At 43.4% G+C, this 14,701-nt stretch carries 15 protein-coding genes; 14 read left to right on the forward strand and 1 reads right to left on the reverse strand.

The window, feature by feature from the left end; translation table 11 throughout:
* The 14 genes from flhB (at position 1) to Q4557_RS14325 (ending at position 14,354) form a co-directional block, all read left to right on the forward strand.
* Positions 1–1,131: a flagellar biosynthesis protein FlhB gene (gene flhB, locus Q4557_RS14260; protein ID WP_102439497.1), complete on the forward strand. Its 1,131-nt coding sequence runs from the start codon at positions 1–3 to the stop codon at positions 1,129–1,131.
* Between the two features lie 115 nt (positions 1,132–1,246).
* A complete protein-coding gene (flhA, locus tag Q4557_RS14265; protein ID WP_102439498.1) occupies positions 1,247–3,346 on the forward strand; it encodes a flagellar biosynthesis protein FlhA in 2,100 nt (699 codons plus the stop codon).
* A gap of 30 nt (positions 3,347–3,376) precedes the next feature.
* On the forward strand, positions 3,377–4,762 hold the full coding sequence (gene flhF / locus Q4557_RS14270; protein ID WP_102439499.1) for a flagellar biosynthesis protein FlhF: 1,386 nt from the start codon (positions 3,377–3,379) through the stop codon (positions 4,760–4,762).
* Between the two features lie 4 nt (positions 4,763–4,766).
* A complete protein-coding gene (locus Q4557_RS14275) occupies positions 4,767–5,648 on the forward strand; it encodes a MinD/ParA family protein (RefSeq protein ID WP_076540438.1) in 882 nt (293 codons plus the stop codon).
* Positions 5,641–6,360, forward strand: a complete 720-nt coding sequence (locus Q4557_RS14280; protein ID WP_102439500.1) for an RNA polymerase sigma factor FliA — start codon at positions 5,641–5,643, stop codon at positions 6,358–6,360. Before Q4557_RS14275 ends, Q4557_RS14280 begins: the two co-directional genes overlap by 8 nt.
* Positions 6,361–6,401: 41 nt before the next feature.
* Complete coding sequence (cheY, locus tag Q4557_RS14285) at positions 6,402–6,785, forward strand: chemotaxis response regulator CheY (protein ID WP_076540257.1); 384 nt, start codon at positions 6,402–6,404, stop codon at positions 6,783–6,785.
* Between the two features lie 14 nt (positions 6,786–6,799).
* Positions 6,800–7,537, forward strand: a complete 738-nt coding sequence (locus tag Q4557_RS14290) for a protein phosphatase CheZ (RefSeq protein WP_102439501.1) — start codon at positions 6,800–6,802, stop codon at positions 7,535–7,537.
* A gap of 16 nt (positions 7,538–7,553) precedes the next feature.
* Entirely contained in the window at positions 7,554–9,833 is a 2,280-nt protein-coding gene (locus Q4557_RS14295) for a chemotaxis protein CheA (protein ID WP_303413524.1), read from the forward strand.
* Positions 9,834–9,856: 23 nt separating this feature from the next.
* Complete coding sequence (locus tag Q4557_RS14300; protein ID WP_303413526.1) at positions 9,857–11,014, forward strand: chemotaxis response regulator protein-glutamate methylesterase; 1,158 nt, start codon at positions 9,857–9,859, stop codon at positions 11,012–11,014.
* 13 nt (positions 11,015–11,027) lie between these two features.
* A complete protein-coding gene (locus Q4557_RS14305) occupies positions 11,028–11,432 on the forward strand; it encodes a membrane anchored protein in chemotaxis locus (protein WP_241901015.1) in 405 nt (134 codons plus the stop codon).
* A 73-nt stretch (positions 11,433–11,505) separates the two neighbouring features.
* Positions 11,506–12,297: a ParA family protein gene (locus Q4557_RS14310; RefSeq protein ID WP_102439503.1), complete on the forward strand. Its 792-nt coding sequence runs from the start codon at positions 11,506–11,508 to the stop codon at positions 12,295–12,297.
* On the forward strand, positions 12,281–13,363 hold the full coding sequence (locus Q4557_RS14315; RefSeq protein ID WP_303413529.1) for a chemotaxis protein CheW: 1,083 nt from the start codon (positions 12,281–12,283) through the stop codon (positions 13,361–13,363). Before Q4557_RS14310 ends, Q4557_RS14315 begins: the two co-directional genes overlap by 17 nt.
* Before the next feature lie 8 nt (positions 13,364–13,371).
* On the forward strand, positions 13,372–13,866 hold the full coding sequence (locus tag Q4557_RS14320; RefSeq protein ID WP_076540271.1) for a chemotaxis protein CheW: 495 nt from the start codon (positions 13,372–13,374) through the stop codon (positions 13,864–13,866).
* 89 nt (positions 13,867–13,955) lie between these two features.
* Positions 13,956–14,354, forward strand: a complete 399-nt coding sequence (locus Q4557_RS14325; protein ID WP_102439505.1) for a DUF2802 domain-containing protein — start codon at positions 13,956–13,958, stop codon at positions 14,352–14,354.
* Positions 14,355–14,374: 20 nt separating this feature from the next.
* On the opposite strand, the gene Q4557_RS14330 is transcribed toward Q4557_RS14325, so the two are convergent.
* Complete coding sequence (locus Q4557_RS14330) at positions 14,375–14,674, reverse strand: EscU/YscU/HrcU family type III secretion system export apparatus switch protein (RefSeq protein ID WP_303413531.1); 300 nt, start codon at positions 14,672–14,674, stop codon at positions 14,375–14,377.
* Between the last annotated feature and the right edge of the window lie 27 nt (positions 14,675–14,701).

Genomic DNA, 14,701 nt, shown 5'->3' on the forward strand with positions numbered 1-14,701 from the left:
ATGGCAGAAGATACCGGTCAAGAACGCACCGAGGACCCCACCGCCAAGCGACTGGAACAGTCCCGTGAAAAAGGTCAGGTCGCCCGCTCTAAAGAGTTAGGAACCGCAGCAGTATTATTAGCATCTGCTGTGGGGTTTGCGTTTGTTGGCCAAGATCTGGCGCGCAGCTTACACAGCGTGATGACGCAAATGCTCACCATGGAGCGGGATCAGATCTATGACACCAACTCTATGTTCCTAGTTTGGGGGGTTATTGGCGCTGAGCTTGCTTGGCCATTATTCAGTTTCATTGCTTTTCTCGCCTTTATTGCCTTCCTTGGCAATATTGTCTTAGGCGGTATTACTTTTTCGGTTAAAGCTTTTATGCCTAAGGGCAGTAAAATGAACCCTGCTAAAGGCTTTAAAAGAATGTTTGGCACCCAGGCCTTAGTTGAACTAACTAAAGGTATTGCTAAATTTTTGGTGGTGGCAATATCGGCGTATTTTTTATTGTCGTTTTATTTTTACGATATTTTGACCTTATCTATGGGTCATTTACCGGGAAATATTTACCACGCGCTGGATCTATTGGTATGGATGTTTATTTTATTGTGTTCATCAATGCTATTGATTGTGGTGATTGATGTGCCATTTCAAATATGGAACCACAATAAACAGCTTAAAATGACCAAACAAGAAGTTAAAGACGAGTATAAAGACTCTGAAGGTAAGCCTGAAGTAAAAGGCCGTATTAGGCAATTGCAGCATGAGATGGCCAATAAACGCATGATGTCTGAAGTGCCCAATGCCGATGTGATTGTGGTTAACCCAGAGCATTACGCTGTGGCAGTAAAATATGATGCTAGTCGTTCATCTGCGCCATTTTTAGTGGCAAAAGGGGTTGATGATGTGGCCTTTAAAATTCGCGAAATAGCCCGAGAGCACGAAGTGCCAATTGTATCAGCGCCGCCGCTAGCCAGAGCCATATATCATACAACTAAAATTGACCAACAGGTACCGGAAGGACTATTTACCGCCATTGCACAAATCTTAGCTTACGTATTTCAGTTAAAACAATACCAAAAGGGTCGCGGTAAACGTCCAAAACCTATTCCGCTTAATCAACCTATTCCGGATGATTTAAAACATTAGCTGCGGTGTTTTTAGGCACTCAAACCGCAACAGATGCTATTAACTAATAGCTTGGCTTAGTAATTGCATTTCGCTGATGTCAGCGTCAAAAATATTACGAAAGGGTTTACGGTTAATGGATGTAAAGACAGCGCTAGGTCAAGCAAAGCAAATACGATTTAGCACATTCAAAGGTATTGGTACCCCTTTATTGGTGCTGGCTGCATTAGGTATGGTGGTATTGCCGATGCCGCCATTTCTGCTTGATATTCTATTCTCCTTTAACATTTCCCTCGCTTTAATCGTGTTACTTGTCGCTATTTATAGTGATCGCCCACTAGATTTTGCCGCATTTCCGACTGTTTTACTGGTGGCCACCTTATTACGCTTAGCATTGAATGTGGCCTCAACACGAATAGTGTTACTTGAGGGGCATAACGGTGGTGACTCCGCGGGTAAAGTGATTGAAGCCTTTGGTTCGGTGGTGATTGGCGGTAACTATGCTGTGGGTTTAGTGGTGTTTTTAATCCTGATCATCATCAACTTTGCCGTAGTAACCAAAGGTGCGGGGCGTATTTCAGAAGTGAGCGCACGTTTTACCTTGGACGCCATGCCGGGTAAACAGATGGCCATTGATGCCGATTTAAATGCCGGTACATTAACTCAAGATCAGGCACGTATTCGCCGTGCTGAAGTGACGAAAGAAGCTGACTTTTATGGCGCGATGGACGGTGCGTCAAAATTTGTGAAAGGGGATGCTATTGCTGGGATTATGATTCTGGTGATTAATATCCTTGGCGGTTTTGTCATCGGCATGGTGCAGCACGGCTTGGATTTTTCAAGCGCGGTGGAGATTTATACCTTACTGACCATTGGTGATGGTTTGGTGGCGCAAATACCCGGATTGCTTTTATCTATCGCCGCCGCCTTGATGGTGACGCGCCAAAATGAGTCTGGCGATATGGGCGGGATGATGATCAGCCAAATGTTCCATAGTCCTAAGTCTATGGCCATTGCATCAGCCGTGCTTTTTGTTATGGGTGTTGTACCTGGTATGCCACATTTCGCGTTTTTAACGTTTGCATTTATTACCGCAGGCGCAGCTTACTTTATTTATAAACGCAATAACGACAATAAAACCCTTGCGCTAGAAAAAGCAGTTAAAGGCCCAAGCGATGTCAAAGAGGCTGAGCCCAAAGAGCTAAGCTGGGAAGATGTACATCATGTAGACACCATTGGCCTTGAAGTGGGCTATCGACTTATTCCGCTGGTAGATAAAGGTCAAGGCGGCGAGTTACTCAGTCGAATTAAAGGGGTACGTAAAAAATTATCGCAGGAATTGGGCTTTTTGGTACCGGCAGTGCATATTCGTGACAACTTAGATTTATCCCCCAACTGCTATCAAATATCCTTAATGGGCGTGGTAGTTGGCGAAGCAGAAGTAAGACATGATTGCGAGTTAGCGATTAATCCAGGTCAGGTTTACGGCAAGCTTGATGGCATAGAGACCAAAGATCCAGCTTTTGGTTTAGAAGCCGTTTGGATAGCTCCAGCACAACGTGAACATGCGCAAACATTAGGTTATACCGTGGTTGATACCGCGACTGTTGTTGCTACTCATATAAGCCAGTTACTGACCAATAATGCGGCTAAATTATTGGGCTATGAAGAAGTGCAGCAGTTAATGGATATGCTATCGAAAAACTCGCCGAAGTTAGTGGATGGCTTTATACCAGACGTTATGCCGCTAGGTTCAGTGGTAAAAGTGATGCAAAACCTTCTTAATGAAGGAGTTTCTATCCGAGACTTGCGCACAATCGTGCAAACACTGTTAGAATACGGCAGCAAAAGTAATGATACTGAAGTGTTAACCGCTGCAGTACGTATTGCCTTGAAACGAATGATAGTGCAAGAGATCTCTGGGCCCGAATTGGAAATCCCTGTCATAACATTGGCGCCAGAGTTGGAACAGATGTTGCACAAGTCTATGCAGGCAACCGGCGGTGAAGGGCCCAATATTGAGCCAGGCCTTGCAGAACGTATGCAGAAGTCATTATTAGATGCTTCTCAGAAGCAAGAAATGGTCGGTCAACCAGCCATTTTATTGACATCAGGCATGCTTAGGTCAACTTTGTCGCGGTTTGTGAAATACACCATTCCTAATTTACGGGTTATTTCTTACCAAGAAATACCCGATGAAAAGCAAATACGCATAGTATCTGCAGTTGGGCAATAGCAATGACTTTCAGTTTGAAAGAGGTACGTAGTGAAAATTAAACGATTTTTTGCCAAGGATATGCGCTCAGCATTAGCTCAAGTCAAAGAGACTTTGGGCTCTGACGCGGTGATCATGTCGAATAAGAAAGTAACTGGTGGCATCGAAATTGTTGCAGCAGTTGACTACGATGAGCCTAAAGTTGATGTTGCAGTAAAATCGCCCGTTGCAGCCTTTATGAATGTGACTGAAGACCGTGTGTCAATTGGTGCTAATAAACCTGCTATTAAAGCACACACTAAAGTCAGCCCACCGCCAGTAGCTGATTCATTACAGGCGTTATTAGAAAAGCAGCATAGCCGCCTGCAGCAACAAATTTCCCAGCAACATGAAGAGCCGGAATTACCAGATTGGGCTAAACAGTTAGAAGCAAGCAAACCTGCAGCTAAAGAACCAAGACAGCATCAGCAACACATTGAGCCGTCTAGATCTCCAAATAAAGGTCATTCAGCTGAAATGGAAGCAATGCGCGAAGAGATGGCGTCACTGCGTGGTTTGCTAACTCATCAAGTTTCTTCATTAATGAAAGAACAGAAAAAACGCACCGATCCTGTGGGCGCGATGCTTGAAAGCAAATTAATTGCCGCAGAGTTCTCGCCTGCTGTCGCTGCCAAGTTATCCAGCCTAAGTCAGCAGTTTTCTCCCGCCGATTTAGTCAGAGCCTTACCCCAAAGTTTGGCCAACCTGCTCGATAACCAAGGTGACGATATTGTGCGCACTGGTGGCGTAGTCGCATTTGTCGGTCCAACTGGTGTCGGCAAAACCACTTCATTGGCTAAAATTGCTGCCAGATTTGCCGCTCATCATGGCCCAGAACAAGTTGCGTTAATTACCACAGATCATTATCGTATTGGAGCCTTTGAGCAATTGGCAACTTATGGCAAAATAATGGGCTGTCCAGTTAAACAAGCACATGATTTAACTGAATTAGAACAAATTCTTTATCAGTTTAAGAATCGTAAGTTAGTATTGATTGACACTGCGGGTATGGGGCAACGAGATTTACGCCTTTATCAGCAGTTAGATGATTTGATGGCAAACACCAGAATACCCATTCGTAGTTATTTGGTGATGTCGGCAACCTCTCAACGAAGAGTGTTACTCGATGCCGTAGAACATTTTAAAAGAATCCCGTTATCTGGGTGTATACTGACAAAATTAGATGAGTCAGTATCTATTGCTGGCGCATTAAGTGTATTAATCCAAAATGGGTTGCCACTAAGTTATGTTACTGATGGGCAACGTGTTCCAGAAGATATGCAGGTTGCCGATACGCTTTCATTAGCAAGACAAGCGTTAGCAGCACTTAACGAAACAAAACCTCAAACGTCACCTGACACTGCGTGGTCAAATGACATGGCCTATGCATTCGAGTAAAGATATGACCCGAGATCAAGCAAGTGGTTTACGTATGATGAATCAACCAAATAACGATAAAGTAAAAGTAATTGCAGTCAGCGGTGGTAAAGGCGGCGTGGGTAAAACCAGTGTGTCGATTAATACCGCGGTAGCACTTGCTGAGAAAGGCAAACGGGTTTTAGTACTCGATGCCGATTTAGGACTCGCCAACGTTGATGTGATGTTAGGTATTCGAGCTGAGAAAAACTTATCTCACGTATTATCTGGCGAAGCAGAATTAGACGACATTATTGTTCGAGGCCCGAAAGGCATTGGTATTGTACCTGCCACATCAGGCACTCAAGCGATGGTGGAATTGACCCAAGCGCAACATGTTGGATTAATTCGTGCCTTTAGCGATATGAAAACCCAGTTTGATATTTTAATCGTTGATACCGCAGCGGGTATCTCTGATATGGTGCTGAGTTTTTCCCGTGCCTCACAAGATGTATTGATTGTAGTTTGTGATGAACCGACATCAATAACCGATGCCTATGCCCTGATCAAAATATTAAGTCGTGAGCACGGTGTGTTCCGCTTCAAAATTGTGGCAAATATGGTGCGCAGTTTGCGAGAAGGCATGGAGTTATTCGCCAAGTTAAGTAAAGTAACCGATAGATTTTTAGATGTGGCTTTAGAGCTTGTTGCGACAGTGCCATTTGATGAAAATTTACGTAAATCAGTACGTAAGCAGAAGTTGGTTGTGGAAGCATTTCCAAAATCACCAGCAGCCATTGCTTACCACGGTTTAGCCAATAAAATCATGAGCTGGCCTGTGCCACAGCAGCCTGGTGGTCATCTAGAGTTCTTTGTTGAACGTCTTGTTCAGCGCAAAGAAGTAAAAGAGGATACACCGAGTGAATAAAGCCGCCGCGTATACTCAGTTTGATAATAAAACCTCAATTGTTGAACAGTATGCACCGCTGGTAAAAAGAATTGCACATCATATGTTGGCAAGGCTGCCAGCATCGGTACAACTTGATGACTTATTGCAAGCTGGGATGATGGGGCTGCTGGAAGCATCATCAAAGTTTGATGGCTCTAAAGGCGCCAAATTTGAAACCTTTGCTGGGATCCGAATTCGTGGTTCGATGATCGACGAAATTCGCCGTGGTGATTGGGTGCCGCGCTCGGTACATCGTAACCAACGCCGTGTTGCACAAGTTATCGATGAACTGGGTCAAGAATTAGGTCGTGATGCCAGAGATACTGAAATCGCAGAAAAATTGGAAATATCTCTTGAAGAGTATCACCATATTTTAAACGATGTTTCAGTAGGAAAAGTTATTGGGATTGAAGACTTAGGTGTTTCAGAAGATGTGATTGTGTCTGATGAATTAACTGAGGATGAAAGTTTTGATTCTTTAGCCGAAGTGCAGTTTAAATCGGCATTAGCACAAGCAATTACCACATTACCCGAAAGAGATGCGCTAGTTTTGTCGCTATATTATGACGAAGCGTTAAATTTAAAAGAAATCGGTGCCGTTCTTGAGGTCAGCGAGTCGCGTGTTAGCCAGATTTTAAGTCAGGCAATGCTGCGTCTCAAAGGCAAACTCAAGCATTGGACACAGGTATAATTACTAATAAGAGCAACGAATTAAGCTCACCGGAGGAAACCTTGGACAAGAATATGAAGATACTGATTGTTGATGATTTTTCAACAATGAGACGTATCATAAAGAACTTGTTGCGAGACTTGGGATTTAATAATACTCAAGAAGCAGATGATGGCAATACCGCACTACCGATGTTACAAAAAAGCGATTTTGACTTTGTCGTAACCGATTGGAATATGCCGGGTATGCAAGGGATTGATTTGTTAAAAGCCATTAGAGCTGACGATTCATTAAAACACTTGCCAGTATTAATGGTAACAGCAGAAGCAAAACGTGAACAAATTATTGCCGCAGCGCAAGCTGGCGTTAATGGCTATGTGGTTAAACCTTTTACCGCAGCAACGTTAAAAGAAAAACTCGATAAAATCTTTGAACGTTTAGCCTAAGCAAAGGATAAGTTATGCAGGCAGCAATATCAGGGCTCATAGATCTTGAGCAAGCCCAGCAACTTGTTAAATTGCTTGAAGATGGACAACAAGAGCAAGCTGATGCGGTCATTCGTGACCTGTCAGTGCCAATACAACGTGAACTGTTTGATGAAGTTGGCAAGCTGACCCGTCAGTTACACAGTTCACTAAATGACTTTCAATTGGATACCCGTCTGGTTGAACTTGCTAACCATGAAATACCCGATGCAAAAGAAAGACTCAACTTTGTCATTGATATGACAGAGCAAGCTGCAAATAAAACCATGGATGCAGTTGAAGAATGTTTACCTTTGGCCGATACAATAATAAATAACATTCAATCGGTCACGCCAATGTGGGACAAATTGATGCGTAGGGACATTTCCTTAGTGGAATTTAAGTCCTTGTGTCATGACGTTCAACATATCATGTCCCATAGCGAACATGATTCAAATCGACTAAGAGAACTGCTCAATCAAATATTGATGGCGCAAGATTTTCAAGATTTGACTGGCCAAATGATCCGCCGAGTTATTGACTTAGTCATCGAAGTTGAAAGCAGTTTAGTGTCTATGCTGACAATCTTTGGCGAAAATGCAGCCGACTCGGATCGAGTCATTGATGATAATAAAATTGAAGCAGAAGGCCCTATCTTAAATGCTGACACCCGCGAAGACGTGGTGACTGGCCAAGATGAAGTGGATGATCTGCTATCAAGTCTGGGTTTCTAATTAGGAGTCAAATTTAATGTCTTTTGATGTTGATGAAGAGATACTCCAGGACTTTTTGATTGAAGCTGGTGAAATTTTAGAGCTTCTACAAGAGCAACTCGTCGCTCTTGAAAATAATCCTGATGATGCTGATTTACTGAATGCGATTTTTAGAGGTTTTCATACTGTAAAAGGTGGCGCAGGCTTTTTGAGCTTAGGCCCTATGGTCGATGTGTGCCACGAAGCTGAAAATACCTTTGACTTACTGCGAACGGGTAAGCGTCAAGTAAATGCCGAATTGATGGACATCATTTTGCAAGCTGTTGATGCGATTAATTCGATGTTTGCACAGACCCAGCAAGGTCAGCCACAAGATGATGCCGACGCCGACTTATTAGCTCGTTTAAAGCTGTTAAGTTCTGGAGCGCCATTAGCCTCAGAGCTTGCCAGCACGCCCGAAGACGCGTTAATTGCTGAAGAGGCTTTAATTGAAGAGGCTTTAATTGAAGAGACTTTAATTGAAGAGACTTTAGCTGAAGTTGAGCCGATTGCTGCAGACTCTGAAGCATCAGTGGGCTCTATTGATGATATCGACGAGAGTGAATTTGAAGCCTTACTCGATGCACTTCATGGCGCAGGAAACAGTCCTACCTCTAATTCAACAAAAGACCTTATTGATGATACCTCGAGTGCTTCAGTCGCTAATGGTGACACTGCTGTTGCCAGTGATGAAATCAGTGATGATGAGTTTGAAGCCTTACTGGATGAATTGCACGGCGCTGGTAGTTTTAAAGCCGCGAGTACCCCAATTGCAGAAGTAAAACCTGCGGTAATAGAACAAGATCCAATTGTTGATGGCGATGATATTACCGACGATGAGTTCGAAAAGTTATTAGACGAATTACATGGTAAAGGTGCCGCTCCTCAGGCTGTTAGCCTAGCGCCTTCAGCAGTTACTCCCGCAACTCCTGCAACTCCCGTTTCAATGCCCGCAGATATTGCGCCATCAAAAGCCGTCTCAAACACAGCTGCGCCAGCACAGCCAAGTGCGACAGACACAAAACCAGTGCCAGCCACTAAAGCTGCCGCGCCAGTAAAAAAAGCAGAACCTGCTAAAACCCAAGGTGCCATGCCACAGGGTGAAACCACCGTAAGGGTTGATACTTCGCGCCTTGACCAAATTATGAATATGGTTGGTGAGCTGGTGCTGGTACGAAACCGCTTAGTGAGTTTAGGTATTTCTCGCGATGATGAAGAAATGTCGAAAGCACTTGCCAATTTAGATCTGGTTACTGCCGACCTACAAGGCGCGGTAATGAAGACCCGCATGCAGCCAATTAAGAAAGTATTTGGCCGCTTCCCAAGAGTGGTTCGCGATTTAGCCAGAACACTGAATAAAGAAATTGATTTAATCATGGTAGGTGAAGATACCGATCTTGATAAAAATCTAGTTGAAGCACTGGCAGATCCATTAGTCCATTTAGTACGTAACTCGGTTGATCATGGCATTGAAATGCCTATTACTCGCGAAGCGAATGGCAAACCAAGAACCGGTACGATAACTCTTTCTGCAAGCCAAGAAGGCGACCATATTCTTCTTAAAATTGAAGATGATGGCGCAGGGATGGATGCCGATAAGCTAAAAGAAATCGCCATTAGCCGCGGGGTTCTAGACGAAGAATCAGCCGCAAGAATGACTGATAATGAAGCTTATAACTTAATTTTTGCCCCAGGTTTTTCAACCAAAGTTGAAATTTCAGATATTTCAGGCCGCGGCGTTGGAATGGACGTGGTGAAAACCCGCATCAGCCAATTAAACGGCACAGTGCATATTGATTCGGTAAAAGGCCAAGGCACCATTTTAGAAATTAAAGTGCCACTGACATTAGCGATTATGCCCACATTAATGGTGGATGTTGCTAAGCAGGTGTTTGCCTTACCGCTTTCAAGCGTTAATGAAATTTTCCACCTCGATTTAACTAAAACTAATGTTGTCGATGGTCAGCTCACGGTCATAGTGCGCGATAAAGCCGTGCCACTGTTTTATTTAGAGCAATGGTTACATCGCAACAAGACCACGCTTACTCATGGCGATAAAAAGCAAGGCCATGTAGTGATTGTGCAACTTGGAACCATGCAAATTGGTTTTGTGGTTGATGCATTAATCGGTCAAGAAGAAGTTGTGATTAAGCCTTTAGGCAGTATGCTGCAAGGTACGCCGGGTATGGCAGGGGCAACAATTACCTCCGATGGAGGTATTGCATTGATCCTTGATGTACCGGGTTTATTAAAATATTACGCCAAAAGTAAAAGATAAAATTCCAATTGATAAGGAATGAAATGGCTACCAAAGTTTTAGTTGTTGATGATTCAAGTTTCTTTAGACGTCGAGTCAGCGAAATAGTGAATCAAGATGACGACCTCGAAGTGGTGGGTGTTGCAGTCAATGGCCAAGAAGCCATCGACATGGCTGAGAAATTAAAGCCACAAGTCATCACCATGGATATCGAGATGCCAGTGATGGACGGCATTACTGCTGTGCGTAAAATAATGGCAACTAACCCAACACCGATAATGATGTTTTCGTCTTTAACCCATGATGGCGCTAAAGCGACGCTTGATGCGCTTGATGCCGGCGCATTGGATTTTTTACCGAAACGCTTTGAAGATATAGCCTCTAAAAAAGAAGAGGCCATTAAGCTACTGCAACTAAGGGTTAAAACCTTAGGCAGAAGACGATTATATAAGCCATTACCAAGAACGGTTACAGCTCGAAATGCAGCAGATGCAGCTAACCCTGCAAGCTTGAGAACCACATTAGCATCGAAACCGGCCTTAAATAATCGCTCGCAAGCGAATAATTCACAGGCCAGTAGCGCCCAAAACGTGTGTTCTGCCAGCGCCATTAGAGCGAGCGGTAAAAAATATAAAGCCTTGCTGATAGGCACTTCAACGGGTGGGCCTGTTGCACTGCAAAAAGTCTTAACGGCATTTCCTGCAAATTACCCACACCCAATATTACTTATTCAGCACATGCCGGCTGCGTTTACGCCTGCTTTTGCCAGTCGCTTAAATAGCTTATGTCAGATTACGGTAAAAGAAGCGCAAAATGGGGATGTACTGCAACCCGGTTGTGCTTATTTAGCCCCAGGTGGCATGCAATTGATGGTGGAGCGAAGTGGTTCATTTGGACGTTTAAAAGTTATCGCCGGTAATGCCGAGATGAACTACAAACCCAGTGTGGATATTACCTTTGCATCAGCCTCAAAAGTGTTTGGCGGTGATGTATTAGCGGTTGTACTTACCGGTATGGGCGCAGATGGCAGAGAAGGCGCCAGAATGCTGAAAGCCGCTGGAGCAACGATTTGGGCACAAGATGAAGCTAGTTGTGTGGTGTATGGTATGCCGCAAGCGGTTACCGTAGCAGGTTTATCAACTCATTCCATTGCTATCGACAGTATGGCGGAGTCCATTATCAAAGAGACGGCCCGTGGCTAAGGTCAACAAGGCAATGAACACCCAACAAATGTCAGTGGTGTTTTTATTGATTATCGCGGTTATTACGCTGGCAGGATTATATTTTGAGGCGGCAAAAACTAACCGCGAATTGTCTCAACAAGTTGCGCAACTAAAAGCATCGCAAGTGTTGTTAATGGTGCCTGATGAGCAGGCAGCGGACATTGCTGCTTGGCTTGGAAAACATCCAGAACCCACCAAAGCATTAGTGCAAAAGGCGGCGAATGGTGAAGCGGTGACATTAAGCCTAGGGCCTGGAACGACAGCTGAAAATAACCAGCACTTTCAGCCAAAGGAACAGCAGAATATACAAACGCTTGAAAACGCTCAAGGGGTAAAAGTAATCCCCTTACCCCATGGTGGGATCAGGATAACCACCCGTGAATCAGACTCACTTTAGAGCAGATTGTAATCTAGTGTAGTCAGTTAATAATCAATTGAATCATAACAATAATAAAGCTGTGAGGCGTCATTTGAAAGTTTGGACAATCGCAAATCAAAAAGGCGGCGTAGGTAAAACAACTACGGTTGCCAGCCTTGCTGGCGCGTTAATTAAGCGTGGTCAAAGGGTATTGATGATTGATACAGACCCTCATGCATCGCTAGGTTATTATTTAGGGATTGATTCTGAGCAAATCCCCAGTTCACTTTACGATATTTTTTTGGCGCATAAGCCGTTATCTTTAGCGGATGTTGAAAAGCATATTGTGCCGACCTCAATTGATGGTTTAGATCTTATTCCTGCCTCAATGGCGCTAGCCACATTAGATAGAGCTTTGGGACATCAAGAAGGGATGGGACTGGTTTTACGTAACCTATTAGCCTTGCTAGATGACAAATATGATATTGCTATCATTGATTGCCCGCCTATTTTAGGGGTGTTAATGGTTAATGCTCTGGCGGCAAGTGAACATATAATCATTCCAGTTCAAACTGAGTTTTTGGCCATAAAAGGCTTAGAGCGAATGGTGAAAACCATGGCACTAATGGGGCGTTCAAAGAAAACAGATTACAGCTTTACCATTTTAGCAACCATGTATGATCGGCGCACTAAAGCGTCACCTGTAGCGTTACAATCCTTGCAGCTAAGCTATCCAGAAACTTTATGGCCTGATGTTATTCCTGTGGATACTAAATTTAGAGATGCCAGTTTAGCCCATGTGCCACTATCCCATCATATGCCCAGCAGCCGTGGGATGAAAGCCTATAATCGCTTACTGGATTTTTTAATGTCTAGGGAGTTAACTCATGTCAAAATCGGTTGATGAAACTGTTTTTGATTTCTTCTCAGTATTATTACAAGAGCCTTCTGATAAGGCTTTAGATGCTGCTACAAGCTGCAATAAACAGACTTCAATCAGCAGACTACAAGTCGCTCAACACACAGACTCTACTAGCAGTACAGAGGTTGCAGAAATTTATGAAGGCTCCCTGCACAATAGTGAAGATAAATATTTACATGCCACAACTAAGTTGGCGGCTCCAAGTCTTCGCTTGCAAACGGTCGCGACGCTGGGTGAATCTTTAAGTTCGTCATTTGCTGAGCCGCAAGTGGATAAAAATGCCTTATCTAAATTATTGGCGGTAGTCTCAGCACCAGTATCAACAACTTCAGAACAATGTGTTGAATCTCCACTTGAGGTAAAGCAAGTACTTAAAGGTACGGTGCAACAGGCAAAGCTGCCAATAGCTCAACCTGCAGCACTGGCCGCGAAATTATCCGTAGTGGATAATAAAGATTCTCAAATCTCAGCCGATATAGATAATCATAAGCGAGCTTATGTTGAAACCGCGGTTATCGACGTCAGTCAGTCGCCCGCTAAAGCTGAATTAGCATCGATTCCGCCAAGTATCACCACAGATTTACAAGATGTTTTAGATGATGAATTTCAGGTGTTATTTTTCAATGTGGCAGGCTTGACGCTTGCGGTGCCATTGGTGAGTTTGGGCGGTATCGTAAAAATTGAACATATTAATCACCTGATAGGGCGCCCCAAATGGTTTTTAGGGGTACAAACTCGTCGAGATCAAAAGGTGAATGTTGTAGATAGTTGCCGCTGGGTGATGCCAGAAAAGTACACCACCGAAATGGCGCAATCTATTGATTATCAGTATATCGTCATGCTTGAAAACAGTGACTGGGGACTGGCATGTGAATCCTTAGTTAACGCGGTAAAAATTAATAAATCTCATGTCAATTGGCGTGAAAAAGCGGGTAAGCGTCCATGGCTTGCCGGCGTAGTAAAAGAACAAATGTGTGGCATTTTAAATGTGCAAGCGCTCATTGAAATGCTAGATGCAGGATTAGGTTGTCAAGATTCGATTGTCTGAGGTTATTTATGACAGATTCAAGAAATGTAGCAGCGGTTGCTGCAGGTAAAGAAGATGTAGTTTTACAGTGGGTTACTTTTAAGTTAGATAACGAAACTTATGGTATCAACGTCATGCAAGTTCAAGAAGTATTACGTTATACCGAAATTGCCCCCGTTCCCGGTGCGCCTATGTATGTGCTTGGTATCATTAATTTACGTGGCAATGTCGTCACTGTGATAGATACTCGTTCACGCTTTGGCCTTGATGCTGCAGAAGTTGATGACTCATCGCGAATAGTCATCATTGAAGCAGAAAAGCAAGTGATTGGTATTTTGGTTGATAGCGTTGCCGAAGTGGTTTACCTTCGCCGCTCTGAAATCGATAATGCCCCGAATGTCGGCACTGAAGAAAGTGCTAAATTCATTCAGGGAGTCAGTAACCGAGATAATGAGTTATTGATTTTAGTCGACCTTGATAAGTTACTATCTGACGATGAGTGGGCAGAAATAACTCAGTTATAAGCGTTTTTTGCGTTTCAACTAAAGCCAGCATTATTATTTGCTGGCTTTTGTGTTTTAATGACAAAAATCAGTCTTATCAGGAAGTATGAATGTCGCAAGAATTGCTTATCACTATTGTTATTTATGTTGTCACTTGTGCCGCAATAGCGATGTTTTTTTCAAAAAGAGCCAGCAAGCTGCAAAGCAAAGTAGATGCATTAACTGTGTTGGTAAAAGAAAATGATCGCCAGCGAGAAACCGTTAAACGAGAGCTGCAGGAATTACGCAGTGGCACTATCGGTGTTGGTAAGCGTGTTTTAGAGTTAGAGCAAAAATTAACTAAACAATCACAGCGCCTAGAAGAGGCAAGTCAGCAAGACCCACAATCTAAATTATACTCTAGAGCATTAAAAATGGTGGGGTTAGGTGCTGGAGTGGAAGAGCTGATTAATGAGTGTGAACTACCTAAAGCAGAAGCGGAATTAATTATCCGTTTACATAAAAAGTAGCTCGTCATTTTGCGAAAGCGCTAAGCTTGTTCAATGATTTTTTGATGTAAGTTATCCCATTGCTCTGGAAATTTACCATCTAACATATACACAAATGCAATGAGCTCGGCGATTAAGGTGTAGAGCTCTTGGGGCACTTGTTCACCGAGTGCTAATAACTGTAAAAATTCACTTAAATTCTCATCTTGATGGATATAGACGCTAGCATCTTTTGCTAGTGCTATTATCTCCTCGGCGACCAAATCTTTGCCGGTGGCAGTGACCGTTGGCGCGCTAATGCCATCAAAGCTTAGCGCGACCGCTTTCTTAATTTTAGTCATTATTTGCTCCTAATTTCACGTCTTAAA

Origin of the sequence: Shewanella sp. 5_MG-2023 (assembly GCF_030547465.1) — a bacterium.
Taxonomy (GTDB): Bacteria; Pseudomonadota; Gammaproteobacteria; order Enterobacterales; family Shewanellaceae; genus Shewanella.

Bases quoted from the DNA above. Each gene is read 5' to 3' on its own strand.
- flhB (WP_102439497.1), top strand. From the start codon at position 1: ATGGCAGAAGATACCGGTCAAGAACGCACCGAGGACCCCACCGCCAAG.
- flhA (WP_102439498.1), top strand. From the start codon at position 1,247: ATGGATGTAAAGACAGCGCTAGGTCAAGCAAAGCAAATACGATTTAGC.
- Q4557_RS14275 (WP_076540438.1), top strand. From the start codon at position 4,767: ATGACCCGAGATCAAGCAAGTGGTTTACGTATGATGAATCAACCAAAT.
- Q4557_RS14290 (WP_102439501.1), top strand. From the start codon at position 6,800: ATGCAGGCAGCAATATCAGGGCTCATAGATCTTGAGCAAGCCCAGCAA.
- Q4557_RS14295 (WP_303413524.1), top strand. From the start codon at position 7,554: ATGTCTTTTGATGTTGATGAAGAGATACTCCAGGACTTTTTGATTGAA.
- Q4557_RS14300 (WP_303413526.1), top strand. From the start codon at position 9,857: ATGGCTACCAAAGTTTTAGTTGTTGATGATTCAAGTTTCTTTAGACGT.
- Q4557_RS14305 (WP_241901015.1), top strand. From the start codon at position 11,028: ATGAACACCCAACAAATGTCAGTGGTGTTTTTATTGATTATCGCGGTT.
- Q4557_RS14315 (WP_303413529.1), top strand. From the start codon at position 12,281: ATGTCAAAATCGGTTGATGAAACTGTTTTTGATTTCTTCTCAGTATTA.
- Q4557_RS14320 (WP_076540271.1), top strand. From the start codon at position 13,372: ATGACAGATTCAAGAAATGTAGCAGCGGTTGCTGCAGGTAAAGAAGAT.
- Q4557_RS14325 (WP_102439505.1), top strand. From the start codon at position 13,956: ATGTCGCAAGAATTGCTTATCACTATTGTTATTTATGTTGTCACTTGT.
- Q4557_RS14330 (WP_303413531.1), bottom strand. From the start codon at position 14,674: ATGACTAAAATTAAGAAAGCGGTCGCGCTAAGCTTTGATGGCATTAGC.